The following is a 20,000-nucleotide window of genomic DNA, read 5'->3' as shown; positions in this document are numbered from 1 at the left end:
GCCCGAGCAGCCCGAGCAGGGGGATCCGGGGCTCTTCGGCCCGGGGTCGGTGACCTGGCGCATCCACGGCGACCAGTCGATGGCGCTCGCGGGCTTCCGCGCGCTGTCCCTGCAGGCCGTCCACCCGCTCGTCATGGCGGGCTTCGACGACAACACCGTGTGGTTCGAGGACATGTGGGGCCGGCTGCAGCGCACCGGTGAATGGGTCGGAACCGTCACCTACGGCACCACCCGCGAGGCCGAGCGGGCGGGCAAGATCCTGCGCAGCGTCCACGCGGCCCTGCCGCCGGGCGTCGAGCCGGAGACGGGGCTCGCGTACAAGGTCGACGACCCCGCGCTGCTCACCTGGGTCCACGTGACCGAGACCGAGTCGTTCCTCTCGACCTACCGGCGCTGCGGCGGCGTCCTGCGTCCTGGCGACGGCGACCGCTACGTCGACGAGATGCGCGAGAGCGCGCGCCTCGTGGGCATCGACCCGAGCACGGTCCCGGCCAGCGAGGCCGACGTCGAGGACTACTACGCCGACGTCCGCCCCCAGCTGCACGTCACCGAGGTGGCCCGGCGCAACACGCTGAAGTTCATGCGCCCGCAGATGCCGCGCTGGGTGCGGGTGACGACGCCGGCCCGCCCGGCCTGGGCCGGACTGGTGACGCTCGGCATCGCCATGCTCCCGCCGTGGGCCCGCCGCCTCTACGGCCTGCCCGCGCTGCCCGGTTCCGACGCCTTGGCGACCCTCAACGGGTTCGCGCTGCGCCGCGTCCTCGGAACCCTCCCCCTCGTCGTCTCCGGCAACCCGATGTACGGCGCGGCGCTGCGGCGGACCCGGGGGCTGCGGGCGGCCTGACGCCGCCGTCCGCCCTCACGCGAGGGTCGGCAGCAGCGCGTCCCACGCCAGGTCTGCGGCGCCGACGACGGGACCGTCCTCGCCGAGGGCAGCGGGCACCAGCGGCGGCGGGCTGCTGCGCCGGTAGGCCATGAGCCCGCCCGCGTACGCCTCGTGCAGCGCGTCCGGCGCGGCGCGCAGCAGGTCGGCGGCCAGGCCGCCGAGGGTGACGACGTCGGCGTCCAGCCCGTTGACCAGCCCGGCCGCCCCACGCCCGAGGGCCGCGGCGACGACGAGCACGGCGTCGTGCTCCTGGCGGTCCAGACGCTCTCGTCCCAGCAGCTCGCGGCCGAACGCGACCGGGTCCGCCGGCACCGGCCGACCCAGCAGTAAGGCCAGCGCCGAGCCGTCGACCGCGGTGCCCCAGCAGCCGCGCGCCCCGCAGGGGCACAGCACCTCGGGGTCGCCCAGCGGCATGTGACCGAACTCCCCCGCCGCACCCGTCGCCCCCGTCAGCGCGACGCCGTGGTCGACGACGGCACCGCCGAGGCCCGACTCCACCCGCAGGTGCAGCACCACCGCGGCGTCCGCGGCCGCGCCGCGACGCGACTCCGCGGCCGCGGCCAGGGTCGCGTCGTTGCCGGCCACCAGCAGCGGTGCGTCCGGCCACACCGCGCGCAGGTCGACGCCGTCCCAGCCGAGCGGCGACGAGGTCACCCGGAGCGCGCGCGACACGGTCCCCGGCACCGCCACGCCGAGGGCCCGGACGCGCTCCCCGTGCCGCGCGCGGAGCCCGGCGACGGCCTCCGACAGCGCGGCCGACACCGACGCCCAGCCCGGGTCGTCGAGCGAGCCGCCGGCCTGGTCGACCGCGCCGGCCCCGAGCTCGACGGCGTCCACGCGCCAGGACGCGTTCGTGACCTCCGCGGCGAGGACGAGCGGGCCCCGCGGGTGCGCGGTGAGGACGGTCGTGGGCCTCCCGCGGGCGCCGCTGGGAGGAGCCGCGGTCTCGCTCAGCAGGGAGGCCTCGACGAGCCTGGCCACGAGCTCGGTGGACGCCCCGGTGCCGATGCCGACCACCTTCGCCGCCGCCGAGCGCGTCACGCCCGGACGGGCGTGGACGACGGCGAGCAGGTCGGTCGCACGGGTCGCCACGGTCCGCCCTTCCTTTTACTCTAATTCAGAGTCTATTATGCAGGAGTGCCTGCACCCACCCTCGCAGAGCGGCGACGCCGCGTCCTCCCGCGCACCGGCGCGGCTTCCACCCGCGCACGGGCGTGGAGGTGAGCGTCCTCCTGGCCGCCGCCCTGGTCCTCGCCTTCGGGACCTGGATCCCGCTCGCCCAGCTCCGTCCGGGCGTGCCCGACCGCACCCGCCTCGTGCACGTGGCGGTGGGCAACGCCGCGTTCGCGGGCGTCGCATTCCTGATCGCTGGCGGCAGCGGCCTGTCCTTCGGCTGGCGCGGCTTCTGGCTCCCGCTGCTCGGCGGCGTGGTGTGGGCCGCCGGTAACTACTGCGTCTTCCGGGCCTCCGCCACCATCGGGCTCGCCCGCGCCGCAGGCACCTGGACGCCGCTGAACATCGTGGTGGCCTTCGCCTGGGGCGCGCTCCTCTTCGGCGAGCTCGACGGCTTCACCCCCGACCGCCTCGCGCTGCTCGGGCTCGCCTTCGTCGCCGTGGTGGTCGGGGTGCTCCTGATCTCGGGCTCGCAGGCGCGTACGGCCGGGGCGACCGGTCCCGGCGCACGCACCACGCGGCTCCGGTCGCCCGGCCTCCTGTGGGCCGTGGCGGCGGGCGTGCTCTGGGGGAGCTACTTCATCCCGGCCCAGTGGGCGGCGACGTCGGCGCAGGCGAGCAACCTGCCCCTCGCGCTGGGCATCCTCGTCGGCGCGCTCGTGCTGGCCCTCACGGCGCGGGCGCCCGTGCGCCTCGCGCCGAGGGTCGCCGCCACCCAGGTCGGCGCGGGCGTGGTCTTCGGCGTCGGCAACCTGCTGCTGCTGGCCCTGGTCGCCCGGGTGGGCACGGGGACGGGCTTCACGATCGCCCAGCTCAGCCTCGCGGTGAACGCCGCGATCGGCATCTGGGTGTTCCGCGTCCCCCGCCCCGGCACCAGCCAGGCCCGGCGGGTGCTCGCCGGGATCGCGGTGGCCGGGGTCGGCGGCGCCGTCATCGCCGCGATGCGGTGAGGTCCGTGGGACGCAGGCCCGCCGCGTCCCACGACGAGGTCGGGTCTAGCCTCCCGCGACCGCCGGGATGATCGAGACCTTGGCGCCGTCGGCGACCTCGGCCTCGAGCCCGCCGACGAACCGCACGTCGTCGTCACCGACGTAGACGTTCACGAACCGGCGCAGCTTGCCCTCGCCGTCGACGATGCGGTCCTTGATGCCGGGGTAGTCGGCGTCGAGGGACTCCAGCACGTGGGCCACGGTGTGGCCGCTGGCCTCGACCTCGTTCTGCCCGCCGGTGAAGGTGCGCAGGATGGTGGGGATGCGGACGTGGGCGCTCATGCGCTGTAGCTCCTCCAGAAGTCGGTGAACGCCTCGTAGCGCGGCGGGATCGTCGTCTTGGGCCCGACGTGCGAGGACACGGCGTCGAGGGTCTTGAGCCCGTCGCCGGAGTTGATGAACACGGTCTCCGCGTCCGGGTCGAGGTCGCCCTCGGCGAGCAGGCGGGCCGTCACGCCGAGGGTCACGCCGCCGGCGGTCTCGCCGAAGATGCCCTCGGTGCGGGCCAGCCGCACGATGTTGCGCACGACGGTCTCGTCGTCGACGTCGGCGATGCGGCCGCCGGTGCGGCGCACCACGTCGAGCACGTACGGCCCGTCGGCCGGGTTGCCGATGGCCAGCGACTTGGCGATCGTGTCGGGCCGCACGGGCGCGACCACGTCCTGGCCGGCCTCGTACGCCTGCACGACCGGCGAGCAGCCCGTGGCCTGCGCGCCGAAGATCTTGACCGGCTTGTCCTCGACCAGCCCGAGCTTGACCAGCTCGCCGAAGCCCTTGTCGATCTTGGTCAGCTGCGAGCCCGAGGCGACCGGCACGACGACCTGGTCGGGCAGGCGCCAGCCGAGCTGCTCGGCGATCTCGAAGGCCAGCGTCTTGGAGCCCTCGGCGTAGTAGGGGCGGACGTTGACGTTGACGAACGCCCAGCCCTCCTCCTCGCCGGCGATCTCGCTCGCGAGCTTGTTCACGTCGTCGTAGTTGCCGTCGATCGCGATCAGGGTCGTGTCGTAGACCGCGGAGGCGATGATCTTCTGCTGCTCGAGGTTGGACGGGACCATCACCACGGAGCGGATGCCGGCGCGCGCCGCGGCGGCGGCCACCGCGTTGGCCAGGTTGCCCGTCGAGGGACAGGCCAGCACGGTCAGGCCGAGCTCGCGGGCCGCCGAGAGGGCGACGGCGACGACGCGGTCCTTGAAGGAGTGCGTCGGGTTGCCGGAGTCGTCCTTGACCCAGAGCTTGCGCACGCCGAGGTCGGCGGCCAGGTTGCCCGCGTCGACGAGGCGGGTGAAGCCGGGGTCGGTCGAGCGGAAGGTGGTGATGTCGGAGGGCACCGGCAGCAGCGGCGCGTAGCGCCAGATGCTCTTCGGGCCCGCCTCGATCTGCTCACGGGTGACCCGCGGGAAGTCGTAGCCGACCTCGAGCGGGCCGAAGCACTCCATGCACGCGTAGAAGGGGCCGAGCGGGGACTTCTCCCCGCAGGCCCGGCACACGAGGTGGGTGGCGTTGCCGAAGGCACCTTCACGGACGCCGGCGGGCGGGGGTACCTGGGTGTCGAGCACCGCGGTCATGACGATTCGTCCTCACGCATCATCTGTCCTCGGGCGACTTTCGCCCGAAGCCGGAAGTGGCACCGTGTCTGGCTGTCAGCCGGTTGCCGGGGAGTCACAGGGCCGGTCCCTCGTCCCCCTCTGGATGAACGTGGACAACTCTAGGACGCCCGGCCCGGAGAACCGGTGCGCGGTCACGTTCTGGTCCGCATGCTGATCCGGCTGACCAGAGTGCGAGACAGAGCGCGTGATCTACGCTCGGCGCATGCCGCAGGATCGCTCGGGCCAGGACGCGGGAGCGCCGCTGACCCCGGCCGAGCGCCGCCGCCGGCGGGCCAACCGGGCGAACCTCTCGACCCCGCTCGGCCTGCTCGTCGCCCGCCTCGGCGGTGCCCGCCGGCGTCCGGGGCCGTACGGGCTGGTGCTGGCCGAGGGCTACCGGTTCCGCTTCCCCGTCGCCGGCGCCTTCACCGTCGGTGACGTGATCATCACGGCCCGCTCCTTCGACGCGCTGCTGCGGCGCACACCGGACCTGCTGCGCCACGAGGAGCTCCACGCCCGCCAGTACGCCCGCTGCCTCGGCCTGCCCTACCTCGGCCTCTACGTCCTGGCGATGGGCTGGTCGGTCGTGCGGACCGGCGACCGCGCGTCGGGCAACGTCTTCGAGCGCCGCGCCGGGCTGGTCGCGGGCGGCTACGTCGAGCGTCCCGTCCGGTCGCTGCGACGCCGTCGTCGACGCCATGGAGCCGGTCGGGGGCGCGCCGGCTGAGCGCGGCCCAGCGAAGTTGACCCCTCTACCCGCATCCTTGAGACCTTCCCCGGGGCGCCCGCGCCCCGCCCGTGCGCAAGGAGTCCCCTCGATGGTGCCCAGGTCCCGCGTCCCCCGGCTGTCAGCGCTGGCGCTGTCGACGGCGCTGGCCGCGTCCGGGATCCTCACCGCCTGCAGCGCGCAGGACGACCAGGTCACCGAGGACGTCTACTGCGCCGACGCCGACGGCAAGGTGGTCGACGAGTCGCGCTGCGACGACGGCTACCGCGGCGGCTTCCCCGGCTTCATCTGGATCGGCGGCTTCGGTGGGGGCCGCGGCCTGGGCTATCAGCTGCCGGTCAGCCAGCGCACCTCGGTCGTCCCCTACAACGACCCGGTCGCCCGTGAGCGCGCCGGGCTCCCGCGGACGGGGCGCGTCACCGGCTCCGGCGGGCTCGGCGGGACCGTGACGCGGTCCCGCTCGGCCTCGGGCAAGTCGGGCGGGACCAAGGCCGGCACGTCCAAGGGCGGCGGCTTCGGCGGCTCCCAGGGCGGGACCGGGAGCTAGGTCGTGCCTCCTCATTCCGACGGGCGCAGGCGTGGCCCCGCATCCCGACCGGCTGCGCCAGGCTCACTCGGCGCAGCCCGCTGCGCTCTCGTTCCCCCGACGTGCCGCACCGGGCGCGGATGCCACGCCTGCACGAGCCGGACCTGAGGAGACACGACCTCCCGTGGAACGTCGACCCACCGGCAAGACCCGCGACAACTGGCCCCAGCTCGTCGCCGACCAGGGCCTGACCTACTGGCAGACGCAGCTGCCCGACGGCCGCACCCGCTCCTACTGGAGCGAGGCCGCGCACTACGCGTTCTCGGCCGCCGAGGTCGAGCAGATGCACGCCGACGCGACGACGCTCTTCGAGATGTGCGTGAGCGCCGGTGACTGGATGCTCGCCCACCCCGAGACGACCGACAAGATGGGCATCCCGCGCTGGGCGCTGCCCGCCATCTCCGCCACCTGGAACCGCACGCCGGAGTGGGGCAGCGTCTACGGCCGCTTCGACGTCGTCTACGGGGGCAACCGGCTGCTCGACCCGGCCTGCACGGACCTCCAGGACGGCGCTGACGAGGCGCTCGGGCGGATCCGGCTCTACGAGTTCAACGCCGACACCCCCACCTCGCTGCTCGAGGCCGCGGTGATCCAGTGGGCCTGGTTCGACCAGACCCGCCAGGGCGACGACCAGTGGAACGAGATCTACGAGATGCTCGTCGCCGCGTGGCGGCGCAACCTCGCCGAGGCCGAGGAGGCGCTCGGCCACAAGCCGGTCGTCCACTTCGCGTGCACCTGGCAGGACAACCTGCTGCCCGAGCTCGCGCACCTGGTGCCGCCGGAGCAGCGCGGCGACGTCCGGGTCGAGGGCAGCTCGTACGAGGACCTGCAGAACCTGCGCGTCATGCAGCAGGCCTGCACCGACGCCGGCTACGAGACCCGCTGGCTCTACGTCGAGAAGATCCACCTCGGCGAGGACGGCCGCTTCTACGACGGCACCAGCGGGGTCGCGGGCGACCACCTCGACATCGTCTTCAAGCTCTACCCCTGGGAGCACATGGTCGCCGAGGAGTTCGGCCCGGCCGTGTTCGAGGACATGCGCCGCGCGGGCGGGACCGTCTGGATCGAGCCGCCGTACAAGATGCTCTGGTCCAACAAGGGCCTGCTGCCGGTGCTGTGGCAGCTCTACGGCCGCGACCCGGAACGGAGCCGGCTGCTGATCCCGGCCTGGTTCGAGGGCGAGCAGCCCGACGGGCTCGAGAGCTACGTCCGCAAGCCGATCCTCGGCCGCGAGGGAGCGAACGTCCGCGTCGTCGTCGACGGCCAGACCGTCCTCGACACCCCCGGCCCGTACGGCGACGAGCCGGGCGTCATCCAGCTCTACGCGCCGAGCCCGGACTTCGTCGGCTTCGAGGGCGACAACTACGCCACGCTGGGCATCTTCGTCGTCGACGGCGAGCCGGCCGGCCTCGACATCCGCGAGAACCAGACCGTCGTCGTGGACAACCTCAGCGTGTGCGTGCCGCACGTCGTCCGCTCCTGACCCGCTCCTCCACCCCCAGCCCGAGGACGTCCCGATGTTCGACTACCTGTACGCGATGGCCTTGAGCTGGCCAGCCGCCGCGGTCAGCCTGCTGCTCGCCCTCGTCGTCGGGGGCCTGCTGTGGGTCACCCACAACGCGCTCACCCACTTCGACGACCGCGAGGTCCTCTTCGAGCAGGGCAGCGTCGCCTACCTCGTCCAGCGCGTGGCGCTGGTGCTCGCGTTCGGGATCGCCGCGCTGCCGACCATCACGCGCGGCGACGGCGACCACCCCTGGAACACGCTCCCCCTCCAGGCCGCGCAGCTCGCCTGGGTCTTCGTCGCCCTGCTCGGCGCGCGCTACCTCGTCGACGCCGTCCTGCTGCGTGAGCGGAACACCGAGGAGCTCCTCGCGGGCAACACCGCCCTCGGCGTCCTGGAGGCCGGCTTCTACCTCGGTTTCGGCTTCGTGCTCAACGGTTCGCTGACCGGCTCGGCCGAGACCTTCGGGCTCAGCCTGGCCAGCACCGTCGTCTTCGGCCTGCTCGGACTCGCGGTCGTCGTCGGCGTGTTCTGGCTGCACGAGGCGGTGACGCCATGGTCGGTGCGGCAGCTGGTCCGCGACCGGAGCCTCACCGCCGCCTTCGAGGCGGGCGGTCTGCTGACCGCGGTCGGGATCGTCGTGCGCGAGGGGGTCGCCGGCGACTTCACCGGCTGGACCGACGGGCTCGTCGCCTTCGCCGCCACGACCCTCTTCGCCGTCGTGATGCTCTACCTGTTCCGCTGGGTGACCAACCGGCTGATCCTCCGGTCGTGGACCCTGCGCCAGATCCAGGAGCAGCAGCGGACCACCGCCTCGGCCTTCAGCGCCGTCCTGCTCGTCGTCGTGGCGATCTCGGTCGCGGCGGTCGTCCGCACGCAGCTCTGACCTCCTCGGGCAAGGCGCCTCTGACCCTGAGCCCGGCTATGGTCCTGCTCCGTGATCATCTGGTCCCGCTGGGGAATACTCGTCTTCGTCTGCATCGGTCTCGGCATCGGGACCGGCGCCCTGCTCGACGCGCTCGTCTTCCGTGACCGCGCTGACACGGCCTTCGGGATGTTCGTGGGGATCGGGCTGATGGCCGCGGCGGTCTACACCTACCTGCTGGACCGCTTCGTCCTCACCCCGCACCTCGACAAGCCGCAGCAGCAGTTCATGCTGGAGCCGCTCCCCCAGCGCGTCGGCAACCAGACCCACCGGCCGGTGCCGGTGATCCACCCGCAGACCGGACGGCCCGTCTACGTGCAGCCGCGCTCGAGCCTGTTCTTCGTCCCGGTGCGCTACTGGCCCTACGTCCTCGGCGGCATCGGCGTCCTCGTGACGGTCGTCAACGCGATCGGCCTGATCGCGCGCGGCTGACGCCTCGGTCGTGCTGGCGCAAGGCCCCCGGACGCCGGACGGCCCGGCCTGACCGAGGTCAGACCGGGCCGTCCGGGTCGTGCGGGTGGGCGTCAGCCGACGGTCACCGGAATGGTCACCGTGGTGCCCGTGCTGCCCTCGAGCACGAGCGTCCCCGCGCCCTGGGCGGCGTCGGCCGGCACGGCCAGGGCGATCGTCGCCGAACCCTCCGACGCCGTGAACGTCCCGACCTCAGCGCCGTTGAGCGTGGCCGTGAAGGCGGTCGTCGTGGGGTCGGTCCCCGTGTACGCGCCGTCGGCCCCGGGCCGGCTGGTGAAGTCGAACGACGACAGCGTGAACGTCGTCGTCTGCCCCGCGGTCAGCGTGCTGGGCAGCGGCGACACCTGGACGGCCTGCTTGGCGAAGGACGGGCTGACCGGGGTCTGGGCCTTGATGTAGTCGGTCCAGGAGTCGAGGTCCGACAGGCCGGTGTCCTTGCTGTTCTTCCCCTCGGCGAAGACGCGGAAGTTGTCCCCGCCCGCCGCCAGGAAGCTGTTCGTCGCCACCCGGTAGGTCGCCGCCGGGTCGATCGCCTTGCCGTCCACCGTGATCGACGTGATCCGCGAGCCCTCGGCCAGCGACTCGTCGTAGCTGTAGGTGACGTTCTTCGACAGGCCCAGCTGGAGGTAGGGACGGGTCGGCACGTTGCCGCTCGCGTCGCGCTGCCACTGCTGCTCGAGCAGCGTCTTGAACTGCGCCCCCGTCAGGTCGACGGTGAAGAGCGAGTTCGCGAACGGCAGCACCGAGGCCGCCTCGCCGAAGGTGATGTCGCCCTCGTCGAGGTCGGTCCGCACGCCCCCGGGGTTCTGCACCCCGATCTGGGCCGAGCCGCGCTCGGGCGACGAGGTCGAGGAGCGGTACATCTCGGCGACGAGGTCGCTGAGCGTCGACTCCTTCGCACGGGAGTCGGTCGCGCCGACGAAGGCCCGCGTCAGCTCGTGCGTGGCCTCACCGATCTTGACCGAGCCCAGCTCGTCGGCGCGGTCGAGCGCCGCGTCGACGATGTTCGCGATCCGCCGCACCCGCGGGTAGGAGGCGATGAGCTCGTCGTTCGACGGCGTGGTCGTGTAGGTGTCGATGTCGGACTGGGTGTGGGCGAGCACCTTCTTGGTCTTGAGGTCGACCGTCAGGGTCACCTTCGCCAGGTACTGCGCGTACGAGCCGCTCTGCGTGACCGGACGCGTCGCGCCCGCCACCCCCGGGACCGGCGCGTCGTAGACGTAGCGCTGGTGGGTGTGGGCGGTGAAGATCGCCGCGACCTTGGGCGAGGTGTCGTTGACGATGTGGGTGAAGACCGGGCTGGCCGCCTCCTGGTCGGCGAGCGAGGCGAGCGCCTCGCCCTTCGTCCCGAGGCCCGCGAGCGCCGCTCCCTCGTGGTACTCCGCGACCACGACGTCCGCCTCGCCGTTGGACTTCTTGCCGTCCGTCAGCTGCTTGGTCACGCGGTTGACCGCCTCCACCGGGTCACCGAACTCGACCCCCGAGATCCCCGCCGGGGACACGAGCGTCGAGGTCTCCTGCGTCACCGCGCCGACCACGCCGACCTTGAGGCCGCCGCGGTCGACGATGGCGTACGAGGGCAGGGCCGGCTTGGTCGTGCCCTTCTCGTAGACGTTCGCCCCGAGGTAGGTCCAGTCGGCCGCCTTGCGGATGCGGCCGTCCAGGTCGGCGAAGCCGCGGTCGAACTCGTGGTTGCCGACCGCCGACACGTCGAGGTCGGCCGCGTTGAGCACGTCGATCGTCGGCTGGTCCTGCTGCACCGACGACGCGAAGAGCGACGCGCCGACGCTGTCCCCGGCCGACAGCAGGAGGGTCTTGTCCTCGCCGCCCGCCGCCCGCTGCTGCTCGACCGCCCCGAAGAACTGGACCGTGCTGGGCGAGGCGCCCGAGATCCGGCCGTGGAAGTCGTTGAAGTTGAGCAGCGTCAGCGTTACCTCGCTGGCCTTGCCGCGCTTGAGCCCGACCTTGACCGGGTCGTGGTCGCTGGCGCGGTAGGGGTTGGAGTCGAGGAAGAAGTCGACCGCGGTGGACTTGTAGCGGCTGTACTCGCGCACGATCGGTTCGATCGAGTTGATGTTCCAGACGCCGCTGCCCGTCAGGCGCTTCTTGGCGGCCGGGTTGAGCAGCACGTGGTCGAGCGAACCGGAGAGGCCGTCGAAGTTGTAGCTGTAGTCCTTCTGGCTGCCTGCGTTGCTCCAGCCGGCGTCGTAGAGGGTCTCGAGCGGGTCCTCGCGGGTGTAAGAGTTGAAGTCACCCACCATGGCCACGGCGTCGGTGCGGGCGTCGGCCTGCACCCCCGGGAGCCACGCGAGCAGCGCGTTGGACTGCGCGACGCGGGCCGCGTTCCAGGCGCCCTGCCCCTGGTCGGCGTTCGGGTCGGCCGGGTCGCTGGGCGCGGAGCCCTTGGACTTGAAGTGGTTGACCACGACGAGCATCGGGGCACCGCCGCCGACGGGCGTGAACTTGGCCGCGATCGGCGTGCGCGCGTTGGAGAACGCACCCTCGTCGGTCGCGTCCTTGCCGTCGGCGTAGGCCTTGCCCGCCCACGTCACCTCGGCGGGCTGGAAGATGATCGCGTTGGTGATCACGTCCTGGTCGGCGACCGGCTGCAGCTGGTCGGAGGAGGGCACGTAGTCCCACTTGGCCCGCCCGGCCGCCTTGTTGAGCGCGCCGACAAGGGTCTTGGTCGCCTCGTCCGCGGTCTCGCCGAGCTTGGCCGAGTTCTCGATCTCCATCAGGCCGGTGACCGAGGAGTCCAGCTGGTTGATCGCGTCGACGATCTTGTCCTGCTGCCGGCCGAGGTCGGCGGAGTCCCAGGCACCGCGCTGGTCGCAGCCGCTGGCCACCGTGTTCGGGGTGCCGTCGCTGCTGACCGGGTTGGCCTTGCAGGAGGCGTTCGCCTTCCCCAGCGTCGTGAAGTAGTTGAGGACGTTGAAGGAGGCGACGGAGACGTCGCCCTTGACGTTCGGGACCTTCTCGACGCTCTTGCGCGTCAGCGTGGCGACCTCGTCGCCCGCCGCCGTCGGCCGGGTCGGGTTGAGCGTCCAGGCGCCGTTGCGGTAGTCGACGACCACCGGCTCGGCGAGCTTGGCGGTGTCGCCGATCCGGACGTCCTTGCTGCGCGTGATGTATGGCGGCGTGCCGCGGTTGGTGGTCGAGTCGAACCGGGTCGACTGGCCGTCGTCGAGCACGACCTGACGCTCGGCGTTGCGGTCGGCCTGCTTGCGCTCGGCCTTGCTGCCGTAGGGCGCGAGGTCGGTCGGCTGCACCAGCCGGCCGCCGGTGGCGAGGCCCAGCGCGCCGAAGGTGCCCAGGTCGTAGGTGTCGTTGACCGTCCACTTCTCCGTGCTGGAGAAGAGCATCGACTCGAGGTTCTCGCGGCGGTCGTAGGTCGAGGCCCAGCTGACCCCGCTGACCGGCTGCACCTTCTTGTACGACGCGTCGGACTTCGTGACGCTGACCTTGCCGCCGATCTCGGTGAGGCTGTCCGCGTCGGGGTCCGTGCTGTCCGGGTACTCCTCGACCGTCCCGCTGACCGTGACGAGGTCGCCGACCTTCACGTCGAACCCGGCCTTGCCCGTGAAGACGAAGACCGCGTCAGAGGCCTTCTTGAGGCTGCGCTTCTTGCCACCGGTGCCCGGCGTCTGGATGACGAAGCCGTTGAGGCCGCCCGTCGGGTAGGCCGCGGTGACGACCGACGGGGTCGTGGTCACGTTCTTGCCGACATAGGGCGAGAAGCGGCCGGTGCCCTGGATCGTGGCGATGGGCAGCGGCGTGGCGGCCGACGCGGTGCTCGGCACCGCGACGAGGAGGCCGCCCGCGAGGGCAGCAGCGGCGACGGCGGCGGCGCCGTGCCTCATGAGGGGCCGCCTCCGCGAAGAGGTGAGGCGGTCAGGACCTTCGGGCAACGGGATCTCCTGGCTCGTGGGGTCGCCCTGACCTCGGGGTGTGGGTCGGGGGCGCGGACACTGTCTCCCGAGCCACTGACAAAACTCAACCCCCTCTTGGGGTGTGCCTCAGGATCGTCACGTCCCGTTCACGTGGCCCGCAGGTCCTGCGGCCTGGGCCAGGGCGGCCTGCCGGACGAGGTGGTCACGCTCGAGCGTGCTCGTGCAGCGCTCAGCCGCACGGGCGTACGCCTCCGCCGCCGCGGGCAGGTCGCCGGCGAGCCGCAGCAGGTACGCCCGCGTCGCGTCGACGCGGTGCCGGCCCTTGAGCTCGGGTCCCACCCGCTCGACCTCGAGGAGGCCCGCCGACGCCCCGAGGACGTGGCCCACGGCCACCGCCCGGCTCAGCACCGCGGCGGGGTCGTCTCGGACCGGGTCGACGCTGAGGGCGAGCAGCTCGTCGTACCAGGACAGGATCTGCGGCCAGTCCGTCTCCCCCGACGTCGCCGCGTCGTCGTGCAACGCGGCGATGGCCGCCTCCACCTGGAACCTTCCCCGCCGGTGCTCGCCGAGCGCGCCCTGCAAGATCCGTACGCCCTCGGCGACCTCGGCGCGGTCCCAGAGGGCGCGGTCCTGCTCGTCGAGCGGCACCAGCCGCCCGTCGACGACGCGCGCCCGGTGCCGCGCGTGGTGCAGCAGCATCAGCGCGAGCAGCCCGCGCACCTCCGGCTCCGGGCTCGCCAGCACCAGCTGCCGGGTCAGCCGGATCGCCTCGCGCGCCAGGTCGTGCCGCTCGTCGCTGCCCTGGTGCCCGGTCGTGTAGGCGAGGTGGAGGACGTGCAGCACGACGGCGACGTCGGCCGGGGCGTCGAGGCGACGGTCCCGGAGCGTGGCCTTCGCCCGGCTGATCCGCTGCGCCATCGTCGCCTCGGGCACCAGGAACGCGTCCGCGATCTCCCTGGTCGTCAGCCCGGCGACGGCCCGGAGCGTGAGCGCGACCGCCGAGGTCGGCGACAGCTCCGGGCTCGCGCAGAGGAAGAGCAGCAGCAGCGTGTCGTCGGCCTGCTCGGTCGGTCCCGGTTCGGGCTCCTCGTCGACGCGCTCCTCCCGCCGGCGCCGAGCGACCTCGCTGCGGGCGGCGTCGGTCAGCCGGTGCACGGCCGCGGTGGTGAGCCAGGCCCGCGGGTCGCGCGGCGGGTCCGTCGGCCAGGTCCGCAGCGCGTCGATCAGCGCCTCCTGCACCGCGTCCTCCGCGCTCGCGAAGTCCGCACCCCGGCGCAGCAGCGCCGTGATCACCTGCGGGACGAGGGCCCGCAGCAGGCCCTCGTCCATCGGCTCCGTCACTCCGCGAACGACGGCGGTGCCTCCATGATCTGGCGGATCTGGATCCACTCGTAGAGGGGCTTCCCGCCCGGGCCGGGTTCGGACGAGACCCACGCGGCGAGCTCGACCGCCCGCTCGTACGACTCGACGTCGATCGCGTACCAGCCGGCGACGAGGTCACCGGTCTCCGGGTGCGGCCCGTCGCTGCGGACCGGCGCGGCGTCGGGACCGCCGTAGCGAATCCACTCCTGGTCCATCGACAGCCCCTGGGCGTCGAGCCACTCGCCGTTCTCCTTGAGCACGACGTTGACGTGCTCGAGGAAGGCCATGTGCGCCTCGATGTCGGCCGGGTCCCACTCCGGCATCGGCGGGCAGGGGTACGGCAGCTCGGGGCCGCCGCGGTAGTGCTTGAGCAGCAGGTACTTGGGCATCGCGTTGTTCCTTCGTGCTGGCCGCGCCTCTCGCGGCCCTTCGTCACGGAGACGGAGCCGGTTCAGCGTTCTCGACACGCTAGGGCAGAACTTTCGAGAACGCCTTCTGAGCCTGCCGAGAAGCAGACGCGAGAACGCTCCCTGAGCCTGTCGAAGGGCCTCGAAGAGGTCAGCGTTCTCCGCCGCGAGCAGCGAACCCGAACACCCCACCCTCCCCGAACGCCAGCTCAGCGAATCTCTCCCCCATCAGCACGTGCGCCTCCGGCCCCGGGTGCAGCGCGTCGGGGAGCGGCAGCTCCTCCGCGTCCTGCGGGCCGTACAGCGCGCGCCCGTCGAGGTAGTGCAGGTTCGCATCGCCCGACCGCCGCTCGACCAGCGAGGCCAGCTCCCGCCGGATCACCTCGAGCGTGAGCCTGCCCTGCGCGACCTCGGCCGGGTTTCCGGTGGCGACGAACGTGACCTGAGCTGTCCCCAACGTCGTCGGGTCGAACGAACCCGGCCCGGGCGTCGCCTCGTGGATGCCGCAGAAGATCGGCGAGACGAGCAGCATCGGCGTGTCCGGGTGCCCGTCGCGGATCGTGTCGAGGAAGCCGTGCACCGCCGGCACGAAGGCCCGCAGCCGCATCGCGTCGAGGTTCACGACATTGATGCCGAGCTTGACGCTGATGACGTCGGCCTCGGTGTCGCGGACGACCCGCGCGAGGAACGGGTCGACCAGCGCACTGCCGCCGAGCCCGAGGTTGACGAGGTCGACGTCTGCCCGCCTGGCCGCCACGGCGACCCATGTCTCGCTCGGAGCCACGGCGTTCGAGCCGTGGCTGATCGAGCTGCCGTGGTGGACCCAGCGCGGCCGCGTCTCGACGACCGGCTCGGCCGGCGCGTCGGTCCGCAGCGCGACGAGCTCCAGCCCCTCGTTGTGCGGCAGCCAGAGCTCGACCGTCTTGTCGCCCTCCGGCAGGTCCCGCAGCACCGTCGTGTGCGACTCTCCCGGCTCGTACGCCGTCGAGCCGGTCTGCAGGTCGACCATGACCGTGTCGCCACCGTCGAGCACGTCGCGCGCCACGAAGGCACCGTCGACGTAGAAGTCGAAGCAGCCGCGCGCCCGGTATGCGCCCCGGTACGCCACCCGCGTCGGGTGCGACACGAGCTCGACCATCATCGCGGTCGTCCGCAGCACGAGCCGCGCCCCGGCCGGCTGCGCCTCCATCGCCAGCAGCTGACCGTCGGGGAACTGCTCGCGCACCCACGCCGGCAGCCGGTGGAGCCGTACGCCGCGGGCGGTGGGTTCGAGCTCGGCGACGCCGCGGACGTACGCCTCGGTGATCGGCGTGGTGATCATGCTGGTGCTCCATCGGGAGTGGTCGGCCAGGCGCAGACGACGGCGTCCAGCGCGGTGAGGGCTCGCTGCCAGGAGACGTCGGTGCCGGGGTCGCGGTGCGCGAACCCGCCCGAGCGCTCGAGCGCGAGGAAGCCGTTGACGGTCGCGCCGAGGAAGCGCGTGACGTGCACGAGCTCGGCCTCGGGGACGTCGTAGCCGCGCAGCACGGCCATGGTCAGCGTGGCGACGCGGACAGCACCGGCCGAGGTCGCCGTCGTCGACGACGCCGGCTGCTGCAGAGCCGCCCAGCGTCCCGGGTGCTTGCGGGCGAAGGTTCGCTGCGCCTCGGCCAGCCCGACGAGCGCGTCCCGTCCGGCCTTGCCCGCGACGCCGTCGGCGATCTCGTCAGCCAGCTCGACGAGGGCGAACTCGTGGAGCCCGGCGAGGAGCTCGCTACGGTCCCGCACGTGGTTGTAGAGGCTCGCCGTCTGCACCCCGAGCCGCCGGGCGACGGCCGAGAGCGTGACCTCCTCGAACCCGACCTCGTCGGCCAGCTCCGCCGCCGCCGAGACGACGACGTGCGAGGAGAGGTTTGCTCGAGGCATACCTCGAAACTAACAGCCTTAGTTTGTGCCTACAAGTCGTAGGTAACGCGTGGCCTCAGCGGTTGAGGTCGAACCCCAGCCGCTTGGCCGAACGTGCCCGCTGCCGCGTCTCGCGCAGGCGGCGGAGGCGCTTGACCAGCAGCGGGTCGACAGCGAGGGCCTCGGGCTTGTCGATGAGGGCGTTGAGCACCTGGTAGTAGCGCGTGGCCGACATCTGGAACTTCTCCCGGACGGCCTGCTCCTTGGCGCCGGCGAACTTCCACCACTGCCGCTCGAAGGCGAGGATCTCCGCGTCGCGGTCGCTCAGCCCGGGCGCGTGCGCCGTCGTCTGCGTCTGCTGGTCGGGAATCGCCATGAGTCGCAGCGTACGCAGCGAATGACACTCGTGTCATTCGCCCCGCCAAGTTCTAAGCCGCGAAACGCGTCGATCTGCAAGCATTCTCCTACGCTTCCCACGTGATCCTGCGCATGAAGGGCGTCGTGCAGCCGTACGCCTGGGGCTCGAAGACCTTCCTCCCCGAGCTGCTCGGCACCGAGCCGACCGACGAGCCGCAGGCCGAGCTCTGGCTGGGCGCGCACCCGAGCGCGCCCGCGACCCTCGACGGCCGCTCGATCGACGAGGTCATCGCCGCCGACCCCGAGGGCGTGCTGGGCAAGGCTTCGGTCGAGGAGTTCGGGCCGCGGCTGTCCTACCTGCTCAAGGTCCTGGCCGCCGACGAGCCGCTGTCGCTCCAGGCGCACCCCTCGCGCCAACAGGCCGAGGAGGGCTACGCCCGCGAGGAGAAGGCCGGCGTCGCCCGTGACGCCAAGGACCGGCTCTTCAAGGACGACTGGCCCAAGCCCGAGCTGCTCTGCGCGCTCATCGAGTCCGAGGCGCTGTGCGGCTTCCGCTCCCCCAGCACGACGTACGCCCTCGTCGCTCAGCTCGGCGCCTTCCGGACGCGTGAGCTGCTCGCGCCGCTCGCCGACGAGTCGGTGCCGGAGCCCGAGCGCATCGAGCAGGTCTTCTCTAAGGTGATGCGGCTCGAGGACCCGGAGTCGTACGTGTCGGAGCTCCGCACCGCGGCCAACTCGCTCGACGCGGGCTCGTCTGACGCCGATGTCGCGCTACTTGCCGACACCGTGCGGCGGCTGTCCGACCCCTACCCAGCCGACCCCGGCGTCCTGGCCGCACTGCTCATGAACCGGGTGAAGCTGCAGCCCGGCGAGGCGATGTTCCTCGACGCGGGCAACCTGCACGCCTACCTGCACGGCGCCGGCATCGAGATCATGGCCAACTCCGACAACGTCCTGCGCGGCGGGCTGACCAGCAAGCACGTCGACGTCGAGGAGCTCGTCTCCATCCTGGACTTCCGCCCGATCGCCGACGACCGCATCGAGCCTGAGCCCGTCTCCCCCGGCGTCGTCCGGTACCCGACGCCGGCGACGGAGTTCGCGCTGTGGCGCGTGTCGCCGTCCGGCTCCTCGGTCGACGTGCCGGCGACCGAGTCCGGGCGCGCGCTCGTCATGGTCGAAGGTTCGATCACTCTGTCGTCCGAGGGCTCGGAAATCACCGTCGAGCGCGGACAGGCGGCGTTCGTCGAGGCGGCCACCGCGGCGGCCGCCTCGGGCGACGGCACGGGCTTCCTCGCCGGCCCTGGTCTCTGACGCTTCACCTGGTCAGGCTTCGCTTCGGTACCCTGTCCTCACCCTGCTGGCGTGGCGCAATTGGTAGCGCACCTGTCTTGTAAACAGGCGGTTGTCGGTTCGAGTCCGACCGTCAGCTCGATTCGTCGCGACCGACCTTTCGATGAGCAATAGGCGTCTAGGCAGCTTGTATAGGACGATCGCCAAGGAGAATGCATGGCCGAGAGTGACCAGCTTGAGGAGTACAGACTCCGGGACGCAGGGACGCTTCGGCACCTCGAACGGCTGCAGCTTGCGTTCCCCACAGCGAAAAGGCAGCGCGAAGCACTCTGGGTTCTTAAGTCAGATTTCTCATACGCGGCGTCTTGGGACGGGCGTCTCTGGCTTGGGCTAGTACGTTTCGGTCGCAACATAGAACGGCGATTTGGTATAACTAATGAGGTTCTGATCCTCTACGTTCCGTACTACGACCTTCAGCCGCGTATCCTTTCTGCCCTTGACGCTTACAAAAGCTCCCTGCCCGCAGGGCGCCTAGCGGACAAGCAACTACTCCTTATTCATTGTCCCGACCCAGACGCTGACGCGAAGTTAGAGTCCTGGAGCCCCAGTCTCGGCTTCTCAGCCGTCCGCCTCTCGTCCGTCGGCACGATCGAGGAGATTGCCGAGCGCCTGATCGCTGGTTTGGTTAGCCGACTCTCGTCCCGTAATTTGTACGAAGAGTCACTGGCCGTGACTGGCATGGACTTCTATGGGCGAGAGGATATACTTCGGCAACTGATCTTCGAGCTTCGGCAACGAAACGTCTGCGGAGTGTTCGGGCTACGAAAATCCGGCAAGACGTCCATCATTAAAGAGTTGGGCCGTCGTTTCCAAGGCGAGGACTCCGGCGCTCGGATATTCGTCTTACGCGACATGGAGACACTACCGACCGACCCGAGTTTAGTTGAATCTCGACTGATCTCAGACTTACGCGCGTCCTTTCTAGTTGGATTCCGCGAGCGAGGCATACGGACACACGAACTCGCGAATCTAGACTCGAACGAGATAGGACCATTCCGTCGAGCTCTCGAGGCCAGCCTGAGCGATTGTAGGCACCGACAGGTCCAAGTCGTACTAGCTCTTGACGAAGTCGAATCCTTGGTTGGGGACGCCAAGGCGCTTGCTTCTGAAGATCGGGCCTACGTCCCTGAATTCCTCGGCGCGATTAGAAGTCTCGTTCAGGAGTACGACAACTTCAACGCGATCCTAGCCGGCATAACTGACGCAACGGTTGAGCGCGGCCAACTGTATGGTCGAGAGAACCCGCTGTTCTCCTGGGCAAAACCCTTCTACGTCGGCGGAATGAAGCCCGACGAGATCGAGCGCTTGACAGTACAAATCGGTAGCCGGATGGCTCTCCGTTGGTCTTCCTCAGCCCACACCGTCATGCATGAGACTTGTCGCGGAAATATCTTTTTGCACCGAACGCTGGCCGCCGAAGTCAGCACCTCGGATAGCGTGAGCCGCTCGCGAGTTGTGACCGCAGAGGATGTGGCTTCTGCCATACCCCGCTGGCAGCGAAAGATCGTTCCGCGAGTCCGAGAGATGATCGCCAGCACAAGACGTCATTATCCGGTCGAAGTAGAGATGCTTGAGACGTTCGCTTCAGATCCGGCAACCTTCACGGAGCTGAGCAACTACTACCTGGACGAGATTAACCACCTGTACGAGTTAGATCTACTGCGCGACGAGGCCACCGGAACGATCCTGGGACCTCTGCCTCAACTCCTCTCTCAGTTCCAGCAACTGTGAGCACGGGTACCTTGTTTCCCGAACTCGTTGCTGCACTCAGGTACCCCCACAGCCTAGTCTTCGCACATGTCGGCGCACTTCAACGCACGAGCAGCTTCCATTCGTTGCTCGTAGACGAGACTTCGGAGCATGGCGGTATTGACGTCATTCCTGTGGATCATCGCCGGGCCCT

Annotated in this window: 18 protein-coding genes, 1 tRNA gene and 1 riboswitch; of the genes, 10 read left to right on the top strand and 9 right to left on the bottom strand. The window is 70.9% G+C overall.

The window, feature by feature from the left end:
- Nucleotides 1–49: 49 nt before the first annotated feature.
- The gene (locus BLU42_RS00425; RefSeq protein ID WP_091072152.1) at nt 50–844 is read left to right on the top strand and encodes an oxygenase MpaB family protein; all 795 of its coding nucleotides are present in this window, start codon (nt 50–52) and stop codon (nt 842–844) included.
- A 15-nt stretch (nt 845–859) separates the two neighbouring features.
- On the opposite strand, the gene BLU42_RS00420 is transcribed toward BLU42_RS00425, so the two are convergent.
- Entirely contained in the window at nt 860–1,978 is a 1,119-nt protein-coding gene (locus BLU42_RS00420) for an ROK family protein (protein ID WP_091072148.1), read from the bottom strand.
- Between the two features lie 128 nt (nt 1,979–2,106).
- On the opposite strand from BLU42_RS00420, the gene BLU42_RS00415 reads away from it, so the two are divergent.
- Nucleotides 2,107–3,009, top strand: coding sequence for a GRP family sugar transporter (locus BLU42_RS00415; RefSeq protein WP_157719700.1), 903 nt, complete (start codon nt 2,107–2,109; stop codon nt 3,007–3,009).
- 45 nt (nt 3,010–3,054) lie between these two features.
- Here the strand turns inward: BLU42_RS00415 and BLU42_RS00410 are convergent, their stop codons facing one another.
- Together BLU42_RS00410 and thrC are read right to left on the bottom strand one after the other, a co-directional pair.
- Nucleotides 3,055–3,330 (bottom strand): MoaD/ThiS family protein, encoded by a 276-nt coding sequence (locus BLU42_RS00410; protein ID WP_091072142.1) that lies wholly within the window; start codon nt 3,328–3,330, stop codon nt 3,055–3,057.
- Complete coding sequence (gene thrC / locus BLU42_RS00405; protein WP_091072138.1) at nt 3,327–4,613, bottom strand: threonine synthase; 1,287 nt, start codon at nt 4,611–4,613, stop codon at nt 3,327–3,329. Before thrC ends, BLU42_RS00410 begins: the two co-directional genes overlap by 4 nt.
- 16 nt (nt 4,614–4,629) lie before the next feature.
- A riboswitch (SAM riboswitch) is annotated at nt 4,630–4,744 on the bottom strand.
- A 113-nt stretch (nt 4,745–4,857) separates the two neighbouring features.
- Between thrC and BLU42_RS00400 the strand changes: the two genes are divergently transcribed.
- The 5 genes from BLU42_RS00400 to BLU42_RS00380 all read left to right on the top strand — a co-directional run bounded on the left by BLU42_RS00400 (nt 4,858) and on the right by BLU42_RS00380 (nt 8,808).
- Complete coding sequence (locus tag BLU42_RS00400; RefSeq protein ID WP_231918365.1) at nt 4,858–5,361, top strand: hypothetical protein; 504 nt, start codon at nt 4,858–4,860, stop codon at nt 5,359–5,361.
- A 91-nt stretch (nt 5,362–5,452) separates the two neighbouring features.
- Complete coding sequence (locus BLU42_RS00395; protein ID WP_091072135.1) at nt 5,453–5,908, top strand: hypothetical protein; 456 nt, start codon at nt 5,453–5,455, stop codon at nt 5,906–5,908.
- 163 nt (nt 5,909–6,071) lie between these two features.
- Nucleotides 6,072–7,430 carry a glutathionylspermidine synthase family protein gene (locus BLU42_RS00390; protein ID WP_091072132.1) on the top strand — a complete coding sequence of 453 codons (1,359 nt, stop codon included), beginning with the start codon at nt 6,072–6,074 and terminating at the stop codon, nt 7,428–7,430.
- Between the two features lie 34 nt (nt 7,431–7,464).
- Nucleotides 7,465–8,337: a DUF350 domain-containing protein gene (locus tag BLU42_RS00385; RefSeq protein WP_091072128.1), complete on the top strand. Its 873-nt coding sequence runs from the start codon at nt 7,465–7,467 to the stop codon at nt 8,335–8,337.
- Between the two features lie 51 nt (nt 8,338–8,388).
- The gene (locus tag BLU42_RS00380; protein ID WP_091072125.1) at nt 8,389–8,808 is read left to right on the top strand and encodes a hypothetical protein; all 420 of its coding nucleotides are present in this window, start codon (nt 8,389–8,391) and stop codon (nt 8,806–8,808) included.
- A gap of 92 nt (nt 8,809–8,900) precedes the next feature.
- On the opposite strand, the gene BLU42_RS00375 is transcribed toward BLU42_RS00380, so the two are convergent.
- The 6 genes from BLU42_RS00375 to BLU42_RS00350 all read right to left on the bottom strand — a co-directional run bounded on the left by BLU42_RS00375 (nt 8,901) and on the right by BLU42_RS00350 (nt 16,766).
- Nucleotides 8,901–12,707 carry an ExeM/NucH family extracellular endonuclease gene (locus tag BLU42_RS00375; protein ID WP_091072121.1) on the bottom strand — a complete coding sequence of 1,269 codons (3,807 nt, stop codon included), beginning with the start codon at nt 12,705–12,707 and terminating at the stop codon, nt 8,901–8,903.
- A gap of 165 nt (nt 12,708–12,872) precedes the next feature.
- A complete protein-coding gene (locus BLU42_RS00370; RefSeq protein WP_231918364.1) occupies nt 12,873–14,078 on the bottom strand; it encodes an RNA polymerase sigma factor in 1,206 nt (401 codons plus the stop codon).
- Complete coding sequence (locus BLU42_RS00365) at nt 14,075–14,488, bottom strand: YciI family protein (RefSeq protein WP_091072118.1); 414 nt, start codon at nt 14,486–14,488, stop codon at nt 14,075–14,077. The genes BLU42_RS00370 and BLU42_RS00365 overlap by 4 nt, the downstream gene beginning before the upstream one ends.
- A gap of 169 nt (nt 14,489–14,657) precedes the next feature.
- Nucleotides 14,658–15,827 (bottom strand): SGNH/GDSL hydrolase family protein, encoded by a 1,170-nt coding sequence (locus tag BLU42_RS00360; RefSeq protein WP_091072115.1) that lies wholly within the window; start codon nt 15,825–15,827, stop codon nt 14,658–14,660.
- Nucleotides 15,824–16,411, bottom strand: a complete 588-nt coding sequence (locus BLU42_RS00355) for a TetR/AcrR family transcriptional regulator (RefSeq protein WP_091072113.1) — start codon at nt 16,409–16,411, stop codon at nt 15,824–15,826. Before BLU42_RS00355 ends, BLU42_RS00360 begins: the two co-directional genes overlap by 4 nt.
- A gap of 55 nt (nt 16,412–16,466) precedes the next feature.
- Nucleotides 16,467–16,766: a DUF3263 domain-containing protein gene (locus tag BLU42_RS00350; RefSeq protein WP_091072109.1), complete on the bottom strand. Its 300-nt coding sequence runs from the start codon at nt 16,764–16,766 to the stop codon at nt 16,467–16,469.
- Nucleotides 16,767–16,867: 101 nt separating this feature from the next.
- On the opposite strand from BLU42_RS00350, the gene manA reads away from it, so the two are divergent.
- The 3 genes from manA (at nt 16,868) to BLU42_RS20415 (ending at nt 19,828) form a co-directional block, all read left to right on the top strand.
- Nucleotides 16,868–18,058, top strand: coding sequence for a mannose-6-phosphate isomerase, class I (manA, locus tag BLU42_RS00345; protein ID WP_091072106.1), 1,191 nt, complete (start codon nt 16,868–16,870; stop codon nt 18,056–18,058).
- 45 nt (nt 18,059–18,103) lie between these two features.
- A tRNA-Thr gene (locus BLU42_RS00340) sits at nt 18,104–18,176 on the top strand.
- Between the two features lie 77 nt (nt 18,177–18,253).
- A complete protein-coding gene (locus BLU42_RS20415; RefSeq protein ID WP_157719699.1) occupies nt 18,254–19,828 on the top strand; it encodes an ATP-binding protein in 1,575 nt (524 codons plus the stop codon).
- Nucleotides 19,829–20,000: the final 172 nt, after the last annotated feature.

This window comes from Microlunatus sagamiharensis, assembly GCF_900105785.1.
GTDB lineage: Bacteria > Actinomycetota > Actinomycetes > Propionibacteriales > Propionibacteriaceae > Microlunatus > Microlunatus sagamiharensis.
The sequence above is the reverse complement of the archived record's forward strand: the minus strand, read 5'-3'. Positions and strand labels throughout refer to the sequence as shown.